16 protein-coding genes are annotated in these 15372 nt (G+C 32.1%); 10 read left to right on the plus strand and 6 right to left on the minus strand.

The genetic code is table 11. The features are described 5' to 3' along the window. The first annotated feature begins 132 nt into the window (after positions 1–132). The 5 genes from F1Z66_RS01050 (at position 133) to F1Z66_RS01065 (ending at position 3284) form a co-directional block, all read left to right on the plus strand. Positions 133–1461: a serine hydrolase domain-containing protein gene (locus F1Z66_RS01050; protein ID WP_149861755.1), complete on the plus strand. Its 1329-nt coding sequence runs from the start codon at positions 133–135 to the stop codon at positions 1459–1461. A gap of 111 nt (positions 1462–1572) precedes the next feature. Next, the gene (locus tag F1Z66_RS15130; RefSeq protein WP_154670459.1) at positions 1573–1722 is read left to right on the plus strand and encodes a hypothetical protein; all 150 of its coding nucleotides are present in this window, start codon (positions 1573–1575) and stop codon (positions 1720–1722) included. A gap of 770 nt (positions 1723–2492) precedes the next feature. Continuing rightward, complete coding sequence (locus F1Z66_RS01055) at positions 2493–2666, plus strand: anion permease (RefSeq protein WP_195907441.1); 174 nt, start codon at positions 2493–2495, stop codon at positions 2664–2666. A gap of 54 nt (positions 2667–2720) precedes the next feature. Further along, complete coding sequence (locus F1Z66_RS01060) at positions 2721–2912, plus strand: hypothetical protein (RefSeq protein WP_159357379.1); 192 nt, start codon at positions 2721–2723, stop codon at positions 2910–2912. 48 nt (positions 2913–2960) lie between these two features. Further along, a complete protein-coding gene (locus tag F1Z66_RS01065) occupies positions 2961–3284 on the plus strand; it encodes an anion permease (protein ID WP_255437876.1) in 324 nt (107 codons plus the stop codon). Positions 3285–3422: 138 nt separating this feature from the next. Here the strand turns inward: F1Z66_RS01065 and F1Z66_RS01070 are convergent, their stop codons facing one another. Further along, positions 3423–3863 carry a universal stress protein gene (locus F1Z66_RS01070; RefSeq protein WP_149861759.1) on the minus strand — a complete coding sequence of 147 codons (441 nt, stop codon included), beginning with the start codon at positions 3861–3863 and terminating at the stop codon, positions 3423–3425. Between the two features lie 591 nt (positions 3864–4454). Between F1Z66_RS01070 and F1Z66_RS01075 the strand changes: the two genes are divergently transcribed. Together F1Z66_RS01075 and F1Z66_RS01080 are read left to right on the plus strand one after the other, a co-directional pair. Next, positions 4455–4664 carry a hypothetical protein gene (locus F1Z66_RS01075; RefSeq protein ID WP_149861760.1) on the plus strand — a complete coding sequence of 70 codons (210 nt, stop codon included), beginning with the start codon at positions 4455–4457 and terminating at the stop codon, positions 4662–4664. Between the two features lie 357 nt (positions 4665–5021). Then, on the plus strand, positions 5022–5993 hold the full coding sequence (locus F1Z66_RS01080) for a universal stress protein (RefSeq protein WP_149861761.1): 972 nt from the start codon (positions 5022–5024) through the stop codon (positions 5991–5993). A 1117-nt stretch (positions 5994–7110) separates the two neighbouring features. Here F1Z66_RS01080 and F1Z66_RS01085 read toward each other — a convergent pair. From F1Z66_RS01085 to F1Z66_RS01095, 3 genes are all read right to left on the minus strand, one after another. Beyond that, on the minus strand, positions 7111–7794 hold the full coding sequence (locus F1Z66_RS01085; protein WP_149861762.1) for an adenylate/guanylate cyclase domain-containing protein: 684 nt from the start codon (positions 7792–7794) through the stop codon (positions 7111–7113). Positions 7795–8832: 1038 nt separating this feature from the next. Continuing rightward, positions 8833–9873 carry an MBL fold metallo-hydrolase gene (locus F1Z66_RS01090; RefSeq protein ID WP_149861763.1) on the minus strand — a complete coding sequence of 347 codons (1041 nt, stop codon included), beginning with the start codon at positions 9871–9873 and terminating at the stop codon, positions 8833–8835. A 501-nt stretch (positions 9874–10374) separates the two neighbouring features. After that, positions 10375–11007, minus strand: a complete 633-nt coding sequence (locus tag F1Z66_RS01095) for a hypothetical protein (RefSeq protein ID WP_149861764.1) — start codon at positions 11005–11007, stop codon at positions 10375–10377. Between the two features lie 806 nt (positions 11008–11813). On the opposite strand from F1Z66_RS01095, the gene F1Z66_RS01100 reads away from it, so the two are divergent. Together F1Z66_RS01100 and F1Z66_RS01105 are read left to right on the plus strand one after the other, a co-directional pair. Further along, positions 11814–12164: a winged helix-turn-helix transcriptional regulator gene (locus F1Z66_RS01100; RefSeq protein ID WP_149861765.1), complete on the plus strand. Its 351-nt coding sequence runs from the start codon at positions 11814–11816 to the stop codon at positions 12162–12164. 725 nt (positions 12165–12889) lie between these two features. Beyond that, positions 12890–13354: a hypothetical protein gene (locus tag F1Z66_RS01105; protein ID WP_149861766.1), complete on the plus strand. Its 465-nt coding sequence runs from the start codon at positions 12890–12892 to the stop codon at positions 13352–13354. Positions 13355–13471: 117 nt separating this feature from the next. On the opposite strand, the gene F1Z66_RS15135 is transcribed toward F1Z66_RS01105, so the two are convergent. Both F1Z66_RS15135 and F1Z66_RS01110 read right to left on the minus strand, forming a co-directional pair. Next, positions 13472–13633, minus strand: coding sequence for a hypothetical protein (locus tag F1Z66_RS15135; RefSeq protein ID WP_154670460.1), 162 nt, complete (start codon positions 13631–13633; stop codon positions 13472–13474). A 110-nt stretch (positions 13634–13743) separates the two neighbouring features. Further along, positions 13744–13944 (minus strand): TMEM175 family protein, encoded by a 201-nt coding sequence (locus F1Z66_RS01110; RefSeq protein WP_149861767.1) that lies wholly within the window; start codon positions 13942–13944, stop codon positions 13744–13746. Between the two features lie 1054 nt (positions 13945–14998). On the opposite strand from F1Z66_RS01110, the gene F1Z66_RS01115 reads away from it, so the two are divergent. Further along, positions 14999–15211: a hypothetical protein gene (locus F1Z66_RS01115; RefSeq protein WP_149861768.1), complete on the plus strand. Its 213-nt coding sequence runs from the start codon at positions 14999–15001 to the stop codon at positions 15209–15211. The last annotated feature ends 161 nt before the right edge of the window (positions 15212–15372 follow it).

Consider the following 15372-nt stretch of genomic DNA (forward strand, 5'->3'; position numbering starts at 1 on the left):
AGATTTCATGATGTCATTAAAGAGTATTAAGACCGACTGAATCTTATAACTACCTAGTTTATTAAAAATAATTCATATTATCATAAAAATTATGTTACACGCTAAGTTATCATTACTTGGTATATCGATTGTATGACGTTAATGGAGAACATATATCTTACTTTGACCATAGCAATAAATAAATACCAGATAACTCGTCCTGAGTCATATTTGATATTTAAAATGCGTAATGATAGTTTTCGACCAAATATATTAATCATGATTATTTCGATACTACTTTTTGCTAACTCTTTTAGTGTGGCGATGGCCAAATCAATATCTAACGAGACTAACGGTTCAAAGTTATTGGACGTTAGTAAAACCGATACAATAAAAGTTACGAATGTCGATGATAAACTCGAACCTGCTATTAAAGAGTTCATTATTAATAAGGTATTAAACAAGTCAAAAAGCTCAATGGTGATAGGATTTATCGATCCTAATGGGACAAAAGTTTATAGTTTCGGTAATATCTCTGACACTAATAATGCACCTGTAGATGGAAATACTATTTACGATATTGATTCGCTCACAAAGACATTTACTACATTAGCGTTGGCAAACATGGTCAAAGATGGAATAGTGAATCTTGACGACCCGATAGAAAAATTCCTACCTACGAATGTATCTGCTCCTCAATTCAATGGATTTGATATTACGTTGGCCGATTTAGCTACACATACATCAGGCCTTCCTTATATGCCTTCAAACATATGGGTGAATGAAACTGCTGGAGAAATTAATTCTGCTTATAGTATCTCCGATCTATATGAAGGGTTGTCAAATACCACACTTCTTTCAAAACCAGGTACAAAATTTCTGTATTCTGATTTCGGAATGGGATTACTGGGACAGATTCTAATTCATATAGAAGGTGAAGGGACTACATATGAACAGCTTGTTAAAAATAGGATCTTGAATGTTTTGGGAATGAACGATACCAAAATTAGTCTATCAGAAGACGAATTATTGAATAGACTCCCAGATGGTCATCTCAATGGTTCCACGGTTTTAACTCCAAAGATTCCCGATTCTATAGCAGCTGCAGGAGCCTTTCATTCGACTACTAACGATATGCTGAAATATCTTGCAGCAAACATGGGTCTTTTACACACTAGCCTAGACGATTCCATACATCTACAGCACCTTATTCGTCACTCTGTGCAAATGCAAAATCCCTTGAATTATTACGAATATGTAGCCTTGGGATGGGGGATACTTTCAAATTTGAGTATTGAACTTCTTAACCACCAGGGATCATTCTTAGGATGGAATTCCTTCATCGGGTTTATTCCATCGGAACAGAAGGGAATAGTAATTCTTTGCAGTTGCGATAAATCTGATGTAAATACAAAAAGTCTAGGAATAGTATTGCTGGGTTTGTCGGAGCCTAGTTTATTGACGAGTCCAAAAAACAAGTAATAATACCCATTCAAATTTAGTTCCAGTTCAGGTTAATTAAAGATATATTACAAGGTATCAAAGGAATTGCTTTTGCCCCACAAGATTTGAGGTTTGTAAGGATTTATCTTATTGGAGTGCAGAGATACCAAGAAAAGTTTTCGCAAATGCAGTAGCATTAGAAGGTCCAATGACCCACTAGGAAAAAGGGTTCAAACTATTAATCCACCTGGAAGTGAGGTTGGTCCGAGCATTATCACAACATGTGGGAAGCAGCGATAAAAGACGAAGTAGATGCAATGAGTTTTAAGTGGACTAGAGAGAACAGTTCGAGTAAGCACATATCCTTTAACTGGGTAGGCCCATAGTCAGACGAATATATAAATTAAAACTTTAATTTCATGTAAGTTATTTCTTACTATTATATACTATAGGTACCAAATATTAGTAGCTGGTTCGGTGACAATCATGAGGATATCCACATGGGTTTGATAATCAATCTTTGGTAAGAAGATTCTAAAAAGCATCTTGTTTTGATAGTCCTAATATGGTCAGGCTTTATGTAATTCACTATGCGAAACCAAGTCCGGACCCGGTGCTATGTGAAACAAATTTGACCTATTTTAACACTCAAAGTTAGTAATTCAATATCTAATTCGCTAGTATAGGTTTTACATAATAAAATAAAAAAGGTAGTGTAGTGCAGATGGTCTCATTTAGTAGAAAATCCCCTCTTAGGCTCCACATGGCAAATATTCCTAGTCCATTCCTATTATCTACACAAGATTGATAAACTTCTACTGATCTTTTTAGAAATTCTAGGTTTCCAGTTGCGTTAGCATCTAAGGTATCAAAGAATGCGAAGAACCATTTAGTTAATTTATAGACATTGAAGAAAATCTATCAAAAAATGTAACGACGATAACTATTAGTTTGAGTTAAATTTCACCCTGATATTCACTCTTTGCAACTTTGATCTTACATCCAAATAAGGATTAGATATGGTTCCAAAATTTGTAGCATGAAATCAGATATCTTAAAAAAAGACGCCATTGCAAAAAAAAATAAGGGAACTTGGACCAATGAACCGGGATGAAAAGATAGTAGCTCTGGTGTTCTTTATGACCTCTACCCCATGGATAACAGATAGGGTATTTTGTAAGGATATCGTCCCTAAAGTAGATGACTCTACGATAGCAATAGCCTCAGAAATTTACTTTTTATGATTCCATCGTAACAAAAAGGTCATCGAGTAGAAAAAAATAACGTTCAAAGAGGTCTTGACATTGCTAAACTTATTGATAAAGGTCAAGACAATATACAACATAATAAGAACTCAAAACAGGAGTTCAACTGTCACGACATTACTAGACTGGAATACAGCAGTGACAATACCTTGGGGTGTTTTGATATTGATAGGGGGAAGGTTAGCTCTTGCATATGGATTTACATCTACGAGGCTTGATGATTGAATCGTTTCTCAACTCAAGCTTCTTAAGAATACGTCTTATACAATTATCATCTTTGCTTTTGTGATATGGGCAATTTTACCAACAGAAATGATAAACAATACGGCCTCAGCAGCATTGTTGTTATCTACTTCTACTTCTTTCAATATCTCCATTGGGCTAAGTCTTATCTTGTTTATAGCTCTTGTTGCTGCAGCTTCAAGCTATGGGTTTATCATGCCTGCAGGCAATCCTCCAAATGCAATTGTCTATTCAAGTAGACACGTAACTTCAAGAGAAATGGCAAAAGCTGGAATATCTTTAGATATTATTTCTATGGTCATGATAACAATATTATCTATCATTCTTGTTCCCATCGTATGTGGAATCAATTAGGGCTTTTGGTATAGGTATAGGCAAAGTCAAAGAATAAAAAAAGTCTTCGTTAATTGTATTAGTACATTAGGTCCAATATCGAGATAATATGAGATAATAGTATTATTCACATTCAACCTAATTTTAGTATATTCGCATTTACCTTACTAATAGAACAGAACATTTTGCATTTATCATCACACCCTGAGCCACACTTCCAACCAACATTCTATCGAGCCTTGACTTTCCTGTGCTACCTACAACAATCAAGTCGACCCTTTCTTCGTCGGCAACATCGATTATTTCTTTAACAACTGATGATGTAGTCTCTCTTACCAAAGTCTTAAATTGAATATTTTGTTCATTAGCCTGTATAACAATATCCTTTAACCACTCTTGCATCTGCTCAACATCATAAACTTGCAGTTCTTCCCATGCATATTGAGGTAGGCGTCTCAAATAATTTGGAATAAATGAAATATAAATTGCCACAACCTTTGCTTCATATTTTTTTGCCATCTCTAAAACCCTTCTAGCGGCCTTAATTGAAGCCTCAGATCCATCTATACAAACCATTATTTTAGAGAGTTCTTCAGCCACAAGATAAGATCGCAATCATACAGTAATAAATTCATCTAATTGCATTATGATACAATGTATCTTGCCCAAAAATAATCCTTACAGTTGAGATTACCTATGTTGCGGCATGAATCAATTACACATATACTTTACGACTCTCTTAACATACTCTTCAAAATAGAATACGAATATAAACACTAATACTAAATCAAACAAGAGTACTGACGTTGCAACCATAAAAACTGATATCTCTACTAATACTGATAATTATCATAATAAATTTGGACTATTGGAAGCCTATGTTGATACTTTTGTTTCTTCAATCGAGTTTTTTCAAGATTAAATAGTGCATTTATAGACGCTCTATCCGTACCATCTACGGATGCCAGAAAGGAGATAAAGGAAATCAAAAAGCAGGTTATGGATAATGACAGAAACTTGTTGTTCCTTAACTATTAAAAACAACAAGATTTTTACAAGACTGAAAAAATAATACTTTCTAAAATACATGAGAAATTTGATACTATCTTTAGGGAAAAAACTTTTGTAATTTCTCTCTCAGAATTTATTGAAGTATATTCTAACCTTGTAAAGGTCATAGGTACAGGACTATTGTATCAACAAATATCTAGTGTAAATGTTTATTGGGATAATATGTTTATCGAGCCTATAAGAGATACAGTATACATGACTCATCACAAAATCCATTCTAAAAATAAATATCCTTTGTTTCATTATGATTTGCCTCCCAATGTCGATTATGATGGTCTAGGAAGATATGAGGAAGAGATGGATAAGCAAAAAAATCAGATCCGAATCTAACTACACATGACAAACATACTGTTAGATCTGATCCTACACCACTTTTGATTATCAATGCTTTTGTCAATAGAAATTATATATTAGACCTGCCTGCTTCCAGAATTCAGCACAGTTAGAAATTTTCAAAAACAAGACTTTGATGATTATATGACAGATTGTGGAATACCTAGTGCAGTTGACAAAGAAATCATAGCTGCAAAAAAAAAGCCCATGGAAGCGCACCAATTTTCTCTGCCTTTACTGGCAGAATCATTCGTTGTTTTTTATTAGTCAAATAATGAATTATAAATTATTACTATCCCATAAATTCGGTGAATGTAAATTTAAATATTATTAACACATGATTTTAGACTATAATTGAGTAAATCACATTTTTCTCACCTTTTGGTCCCACACGATGGAACAGAAATATCTGATATTGCATTAGATGAGGCTATTAGATTTGCAAAGATGTTTGATTCTAAATTAACTTTGTTGTTTGTGGTAGAAGAGCAAATTGTTCCACCCAGTTTACTTCTTTCGTTCATAAAGAGCGGTTCTGACGTAGAACAGTCAAAGAAAAATATCATTAGTCTTCTTAAAACTGGAGCTGAAGCCCTCCTAAAGGATAGATCAGAAAAATTGGTTTCAGAAAATATCTCTTTTGATGTACAAATTGGTATAGGTTCTCCAAGTAAGGAAATACTTGAATTTGCAAAAAAGACGAATATAGACGCAATTATCATGGGAAGAAAACAAATCTCTGGATTTGGTTCTCTAAAAGCTATAGGTAGTGTAGCTAGAAAAGTTTCGGAGTTGTCACAAGTGCCTGTAATGTTGGTGCATCAGGACACAATTAAGGAAAACAATCCGCCATATTCTAACATATTAGTTCCGTATGATGGTTCTGAATACTCCGATAGAGCACTAGAATATGCTGTTAGAATAGCAGAAACATCTGGTTCAACTATTTGGCTCTTTAATATAATAGAAGAAATATTGCTTCCTCCTACGATGCAGACCTTAAAATTCAGATCTGAGATTACAGGCGAAGAGGTTTCACGGGACGTATATCTAAAGGAACTACATCAGATGCTCAAAAACGAAATGCGATTAACTTTGGAGACAATAAAGGCAAAATACAAGGATAAACCAAATATAGCTATAAATGTGGAAGTAGTTATAGGATATCCTCCTGGAAGTATCATTAGGAAAATAGAGGATGACAAGTTTGCACTAGTGGTAATGGGTACAGTAGGATTGAGAGGTCTTTCCAAACTACATGTTATTGGTAGTGTAGCTAGAAAGGTTTCTGAAAATTGCGCATGTAATATATTATTAGTACATTAACATCGTGTATATAATTCCATTCGTATGCATATTTATTTAAATGAATAATCAATTTTATGAATACAGAATTTTGTTCAAATTATTTTGCATTTTGTATAATCCTTATCTCCTTTATTGTATCCTAGATAAAAATTCCGAGGTTTTGAAATACTTAGTATATGGAGTGAATGTCAAATTGCATATAACTAACGCCTATAAATTATCTGGTCCCAATGCGACATGAATCGAATTACGAAATTTTTATCTGGTTCTAATTGAGCAGAATGTTCTAGACACCATATTATATCTCGAATTCTATTTCTAAAGTTATTTTTTATTTTTGCAAAAGCTTGAACCTGATTGTTTGAAATTTTTATAAGTAGAATGATAAAGTAATAGTATATTCCAGTGAGTTTAGACTTTGCTTTGCAATTAGGTAACAAATGTTCACTCGGAGTAATACTATAGAATATGGGAACATCTTTTTGGATGTTGGGCGATAATGAAAACACAGAAATTGTTTAATGCAGGCTAAGGAAATTAAAAATATACAATTTAGCAGAATACGCTCTAACAATCCGGTTAATTTCAAGTATTATAGAGAATATGAGTAAAGCCCAATTTTAATGAGCTTTAAAATATTATTAAAAATAACATGTATCGGGTAGCATGAAATCTTACATATAGAAATGGCTTATGTAATTTAAGAATAATTCTTCTATAGAGTTATTGATGAAGAATATGAAATTGAAAAGTTGAAGAACGATACTATTGATTTATTGAAAAGTTATTTATATTATAGAAAATGATGGTTAGGATCATATTTTATGTTTACCTTCTAGCCCTTATCATTTAAATGTGTCAAAACAACAAGGAACGCTTTAAGATTTAAAGCACTTTTTAATTTGTCATATCAAATTGTAATATAGGTAGTTTAACAATAGAAAAAACGGAAGATAAGAATGGGAAAGCAATTCCACCTTTGTGCCCTGAGGCGGTCGATTATTCTATAGATTGTGCTATACTCTGAGACGTTCTTAAAAGAAAGCAGAAACTAGGTCTTTACCACATCTAGCCTTAATTCTTCTTGATTCGGTTCATAATGGTGGTTTTAGTAATTGAATTCTATTCGCTTAGTTTAATTTGATTTCTTTTCTTTAATATTAAATACCTCTATTTTTCCATAAGAGTAAATATCATGTGTAATCGCATCAAAATTATATTTATTTCCTACAAGATCGATAATTTCCTTTGAAACAATTATTTGATTTGTTTCTGCTATTCCTTCGAGTCTATTTGCAAAATTAACGTTAGACCCAACAAGAGTTATCTGGTTCCTACTTTTTGTCTCTAGTAGGCCAAACAAAACATTTCCAATATGAATTCCACAGATCAGGGTAACATCATCTAGATTTATGGATTTGGTAACAAGTTTATCCGACCAACTTTCTTTAATTTCTTTAAATTTTTCTCTCAAATCAAGTGCGGCGTTAATCGCTTGTGAGGCAATTTCCTCCTTTTCATTAGATGAATAACCAAAATATGCCATAACACCGTCTCCTATGAATTTGTCAATTATTCCTTCATATTTATGAATAATATCATTTGCTTCTTGAAAATATAATTCTAAAAGTTCAGTTATTGCAAATGGTTCATCAATTAGGTTGTTACACAAGTCAGTAAATCCACTTAAATCCCAGAATGCAATTGCAAGATATTTATTTTTTAATTTTCGCTGCTGTGGGTCCATCAAGATATTGAGAATTTTTGAATCAAAATGTTTCGTTAGGTCGTATTTGTCTATCTCAATATCTTTGCCCATTTCTTCCTAAATATTCTCTCACGAGAATCTAAATGTTTGTGCATTATTCCAGGGCATTTCTTATAATTTAGCGAAATTCCCATTATCGTCTTATTCCAAAACTCGTATTAGTATTTCAAAAAATTATGAAATCGATATTTCAAGTATACGATATAATTTATATCCATTAAGAAAGGTAACCTTGCAACTAGCAGCAATATCTTTGTTTGATTCGAATCAAAATAATTTGATAAAATATTGTTTTGTATAATTTTGATGTAAAAAAGGGGAAAAATCAAATGAAACAAGATAAATCATAAATTGGGTTATTTGAAAAGACAAAGAAGATTCTCCACCAACAAAAATAACTATCGCTAGTTTGAGGGGACATTTTGGAGTATTCAAACATTCTTAATATATCATGTTTATAATTAAATTACTACCAATAATAGTTTTTATTACATTTCTTTGGGATCTAATTCTAAAATTTTACAAATTTTTCTTTTTTTTAGATTCCCTAAAAGAACTAAATTGACGCGGGTTCGGTGGTATGTGAAACAAATTTGACTTGATTTTCCATCTTGGCATATTGACAATGATATTAAAAACTTTAAATCAAAATACAATGTATTTTTTGTCTCTTTACTTGATTACATGATAATTGTTGAATACTGTTCTGAAATAATGTAATCACACATGGTTCCGGCATATCAGGTTTACTCGTTAGAACTTCAGGTATGTCAATAAGATGAGCGAATTATATACGAGATATTAGATTGATCTCAAAAATCCTTCAAATAATAATAATCAGTTTATCAGGATTCATATTTATAAAATGAGTAAAACCATCCATATCTAAAACCAAAACATCTGACATCATAAATTACATTATATAAAGTCATATCGACACTAATTAGAAATTTTCTATATGATCCATTAGTAATGTATTATGCCATTTTGCCAAACTATATGAGGATCTAAATTAATTGTTCTAATCCATGACAACTAAACACGGAAAATTAGAATATCGAGTTTCCTAAACTTTAAAAAAAATATTAATTATTTAGTGGTTGAATCGAATGTAAAGGTTGTACAAGTAGAAGGTTGTAGGAATCTATCTGGGAATTCTTGAATAATTCTGTTTGTTGCCTTCCAACCAGTACAATGACAAGGAACCAAATAATTTGCATTCATGGTTTTTAACTCTCTTATGGTAGGCTCTATCGCATCTTCGTAAATTCCTCCACCTGTTAGGTGAAAACCGCCTACAACTGCAAAAACCCTGTTAATACCCGTAAGTGATTTCGCATAGTTAATTGTGTTAATGATACCAGCATGTGCACAACCACTTATAATTATCAAACCTTTATCTTTGATATTAGCAATAATGGCTTGATCATCATTTACTAATGGATCATGAACGAGACAACCATTCGCAGGGTCTTCTTTATATTGCAATGGAAATCCCTTTTCGTAGGTAGTATGTCGTGGAATCTGACCAGTAATGACTAAAGTTGGTATTGAATTTTCAGTCTCGCGATTTAATGTGTCTTTGTAATCCTCTATATCATCCTTAGACAAAAGACTAGGACCTTTCTTGCAGATTATATTTAATTTTTGTCGCTCTAGTTCATCAATATTTAGGAAGGGTAATCTTGCCTTATCCTTTCCATTAGGAAATACTATCCATCTTTTTAGAAAAGCATCAGGATGACAAATCATTCTCATGGGTTTATCTATTCTTCCAAGTATGTGTGAGAGTCCAGTAAAGTGATCAAAATGTCCATGACTAAGCACTATTGAATGTATAGAGTTAAAATCTATACCCAAAATATCCGAATTATGGATGACGCCATTTTCACTGGTCCCGCAATCAAAAAGAACTATATTTTCATTATCAATGGCATTATCCTTATCATGACACACGGCTCTTATAAATGCAGAAAATCCATGTTCTGCAATAGGTGGTGGTGGAGGAAGAAATTGCTCGTTTTTTACCAAGGCTGGGCGAGCAGAAGGGCATACAGAAGGTAACAATCGGTCAGTATAATTATCTGTTAATAAAGTAATTGATAAACTATCTATTTCAGGTAATACCATATATTTAGATCCAGCAGGATAAAAAAAAGTCTTTTCTTTACATCAGATGAATAATTAGAATCTTGTTCTGACCAATGGTTAGATTAATGATTAGGGTATTGAAGTGATTAAATTAGGAAATATTGGGTAGAATTTCAAATAATAGGAAAAATATTTGGACAATATTGATAAGACGACTTCATCAATTTCGTCTTCCATCGTATATCCTTCAGTTACTATATATTGGTATCTGGTACGGTGATATGTGAAACAAATTTGAATCATTCTTGTGATTCCATTCTTTCATACCAAATATACCAAAAGGTGGAAATCGTGTGGATTTTCACGAGTCAAACTACGAAATGGATTACTTCTATAAATTGCTAATCTTGACAAAATAAGTTAGAGAAATATATTTAATTTTAATCTTGTGTGAATAAACTAATAATTCTTTGAGTTTACCATCCAAAGGGAAAAACCAATAGACGAATCTATTTGTTTTTTGATTTTACTTTATCTTTGCTAATAAGTGGTCGAATCCTTACTTGTTGAAGTGGAACTAGCAGATGAATTCAGGTTTGAATTGGCTGCTACACCATTAACGTTTGTCTCTACTTGTCTTAAGTTTTGTTCAAATACTCTTGCTGCGTTTACACCTGTGTTTGATATGTATCCTGAAAGATCTTGTGCTTGTTGTAGTGCTGGCTTCCAGGCGTCAAGGGTTGAAAAGATAACGTTGTTTGAAAGTCTCATAGCCGATACAGTGTTATCTGCAATTGTACTTACAAATGTTGTATATGCTTTGACTGCAGCATCAGGACTAAAGAAGCTAATGGCATATCCATTAAAGGCCTCGTTGTATGGCCTCCATGCTGATTGGAGTGAATTAATAACTTGTTTTTGAGATTCCAGATATTGACCTGAAATCTCCCTTGCGGTTTGCAGTGATTGTTCTTGATAACTATTTACTACACTATTGATTCGTGGAATTTGATTTCTTGATTCATCTATTGATCTATTGATATTATCTTTGGTTTCGTCAAATGATTTGTTAATTGATTCTTTATAATCACTATTATGATTTAAGCTAATACTGTCTTTTTGTTCATGGGTATTAGTTGAATAATTAGAGTTTGTTTGTTTGTTTTTTGACACAACATCTGTTAGTTTACATACTATATAAGTGTGGGTATCAAACGGTTTTTAATACCAAACAATGACAATAATTTACATTTGGTATGATAGCACGATTCTTGGTAAAAGTTGATGAAACTAATTATTATCAAAGGTTATTTGATTTTTTATTCGAGTAGGATCAAATGCAGTATGAGTAAGTTCAGTATACTATGCAGGTTCGGTAGAAAGAGTCACAGATCAGAGGAATTCAAATTACTTTATTATTTTTACATTGTTTGAATCATAAAAATTTAAATCGAGTTGCAATACTAAATTCCATTATAGATTAATAGTAATATAATTGCCTGTCAATTTCCCGATTTATGAAATTGTTACCGCTAAAATGATTTTAACACGATAACTGAGCTATTTGCAAAGTTAGTTGAACGAAAGTTTAGTAAAAGTCAGAATCGTGGTCAGTAGTAATTATTTGCAGTGCTAGAATACAGGATATTCTATCTGATTCAAGATAAAGTAATACTTAAAATGATAGTGCGCATAAACATACATAAATTTATTCAATAATTTACACTGCATAATAGATTGATTTACTTAAAATTATTGAAATATAGTAAGATACCGGTACATTCATTTGATTTCATTCCTGCCTTATGTGATAAAATAAAATTTATAGTAGTTTATTTTTCATGGATCCAAATTTATCACTAGTCCATCTACCAAATCTCAAGATGAAATTTTGTTGACTATGCAGAAATGCATTGTACTTTAATAATTCACCTCAGGATTTTTAAATCAAATGATTAGATCAAAATAGTCATCAACATATGCCGAAAAGATCACATAAAATCGCCACCAACAATACTACTCAAAATTCTCCTCGCAACAAAGTCAGCAAAAGCGAGAGAGTAAGAGAGAAAAAACTAGAATTTGATAAATCAGAAGAACCAGTTATTTTTTTGGATAAAATAAATATTGAAATCTTGAAAAACATTATAAGGAATCCTGAGGTTAAATCATTAGAAATATCAAAAAAAATAGGTATTCCACTATCCACTATTCAAAGAAGAAGGAGAAGGAGAAGTAAGATAGAGGCTTCAGTCATATTGAAAAAAAGTTTTGTAATTGATTTTCATCGAGTAGGATTGCGGGTTGCAGATCTCTTGATAAAGATTTAAAAAGGAGATATCGAGACCATTGTAAGCGAAATAGTCAAGCAACATTCCAAAAGTATTCTTGAAATTACAGTGCGTTTGGGCCAGCCAGATATTAATTTGGTGATTAGACTTGCATACAAGGACAATGACAAAATATATGAAATTATGCGCATATTCAATACAATTGAACACCTGGAATCTATACAATAGTCTGAAATACTTAAAGAAGTAACAACAGATAGAGAAGGGTTAGCAGAAAATCTGTTTTCTCGAGTCAGGACCATTTGACTACAGAATTTCTTCCGTTTCCTAAGATGAGCTAACTCCATTTAATTTACCATAGTATTATAATCTAAACCTCCTATCGGTTTTAAACAAACCGCAAAAAGGATAATATCGCCATTCCGTTCACGCTACTGTTAATTACTATAAAACATGGCAATTTGTTTATACAGAGAAGAATTAATACAATTTTGACTACATTGAGGGATCATTTTCGTATTCGATATGATATTTGATTGAAATATCACAATTCGTGGCAAATCAATTTATAATTATGTTAAGGGTACAATTAGGAGTGTCTCTAACCCACCATAATAGCCTACTACCTATTTTAATTCCCATGAGAAAATTAATTTTACTTGATGAAGGAATCACTCACAATTATGGTTTCTACAATGTTTAGTTCGATTAGAAAACGGTATTCGTTATAACATAGTTAATAGGAATAAAGTATTTATATAAATATGTCAATCGTAAAAAACAATAAAGCCCCTTCTTCCAATTTATCAACAAATTTTAGTTTTCCAATAATAAATAATATAGAAACGTCGGATGTTAAGAATCAAACAGGGTCAAATGATAATAAAATTACGACGTTGCGAGGTGAGAAAATTAGTGGGAATGACCGTTCTAAGGTATTAGATAATTTATTGAATTATATCCATAAGATTCGAAAATCTAACATTTCCGAACAATATGATGGATGGCAGGGAAGGATTGTAAGAGATATCGAAAAAACATATGGAAAGGATTCAATCGAGCTAAAACAGGTAAAAGATGCATTGAAACTTAATTTTCTAACAACTAGTGGACAGTCTGAGGATCAGAGACGGATCTACTTTGATAACCTGTATGAAAGGAGATTTAACAGAATAGAAAAACTGATTAACGAATTCAAGGTGGATCTAATTAATCATGGAAGTAAGTAGAACTATTATCTTTTCAAAAATATTAATTTAATTTTCCCATACCTTTATTTTCAACTATCTCATTACTACAACTAGTATCATATTGGGTGGAAAGGGAAACAAATTTTACTGACTACTTCATCCGCCTCCACCATCCTTGCCACCTCCAGAATTCTCCACTTCCAACTCTTTCAATTCATCCTCTACCTCGGAATCTGATTCAGTTACCGGTTTTAACATCTCTTTCTTTAATTTGTCATTTTGTGTTGAACCACTTTCAGAAATATTTTCATTACTCATATATTTTGATTAGACACAAATGTTGATAAACCTATCATTTTTGATTTTAACATTCCCTTCAAAACGCCCAATATAATGGAACTTATCATCACGGCTTATCCTGAAGAAACCTAAAATGATAAAATAATTTCGTAACTTAAAAGTGCAGGCAGCAGACTCATCCACTCTTTTGGCAACTCAGATGATACATCAGCTGGAGAAATACGGGGAATAGTAATCTCAAATACCAATTTGGTCATTACTATAGCAAATACTCTATCCGGGAATCTTTTCAAACGAGCTTTGCTAAACCGTACTCCAGATTCTGACAACTACCATTTCTAAACATATAATTAGTATATGAAGGTGAACTGCAATCGAAAAGATTTTGAGCAATTTGCAATGAAGAAAAAGTGAGCATAACAAGTAATATGGTATCCAACATAGCAGTAACAATCAAATTGAAAATATTTTACTTCATTTCTAGTCCAATAGTTAGAAAAGAATTGACAACAGTGAAATCCTACCTCCGCGGTGGTATTCGATAATATTAAATAAAGTTAAAATGCTTTTGGATTATGGTACCTAATATAATTATCGACTTATGACAGTATTAGATTTACCTAATCATTAATAATGTATCATGTACATCGATAGTGTGAGTGAATTAAATAGCCTTCAAATAATTGTATGCAAGAATTGCATTCATACCAAGACTGAGCACAGAAATGAACCACATGGTCCAAAATTTTATGATCATCGGTGTCTTGTTTGTAAATGTCGACAATTTACCTAAATGAATACATAGTCGATAAGTATGTCACATTTCGGATCGGTAATTCTAAAATTGGAACCTGCTTAGACGGCCTTTCCCTGAAACACGTTTAAAAAGCCAAATCAGTTTGTATACCATTATAACAACGAACAATTAGATAGATGTAATTGATACCACCATAGATTTCAAAAATCCATTATGGCAAAATGGCGTACTTTTGATATATCTTATAATGAGCGTTGTTGTGATGACATGAACCGAATGGTAGTAGAAGATATTGAGAGATCGAAAAATACAGGTTATGGTTGAAAATTTCAACATAACAGGACTAGTGGCCCAAATCCTAGAACCTATAAAGCATGTATATAGACTACAAAAATATAACGAATTGTCTCTCCTACGGAAAACAAATTCAAGTTAGATGATTTGACTATCTTGCTATATCTTTGAAATGAAGATAAGAATTCATTAAGCATGAAAACATCTAACCTTCTGTGCTATATTGATAGATAAGGAAGATCATAAATTTCTGAAGATCAGATAAAGAAAAAAAGATCAAGTGATAAAACAACTCATATTTAAGAAAATTTTATAATTGTTTATTACCAAGAATGGATATATTACTACTAATACATATGAATTGTCCACATTGTAATAGTGAATTTGAGCTCACCTTTCAACGTATAACAGGCTTTACTAAAGGTATTAAATCAGCTTATGAAATTTACTATCAAACTTGTCCTCATTGCGACAAACCTATTGTAGGTATGTACGAACATCCTATGCCCGGCTATGAATTTGATTTTGAAAAAAGAAAGAAATAATCTTATTAAATCATCACTCAAAAATGCAGTACACCAAAAATATAGAGACAAATGGTTTAATCAATGTAAAATGATCTTTACCTATTATATTTAATATATCATTACTATTGTCTAATCTATCCTTTTCCTCCTATTTTGACATGCTTTGTTACCAGCTGTTC

The sequence above is a fragment of the Candidatus Nitrosocosmicus agrestis genome, assembly GCF_008389435.1.
Classification (GTDB): domain Archaea; phylum Thermoproteota; class Nitrososphaeria; order Nitrososphaerales; family Nitrososphaeraceae; genus Nitrosocosmicus; species Nitrosocosmicus agrestis.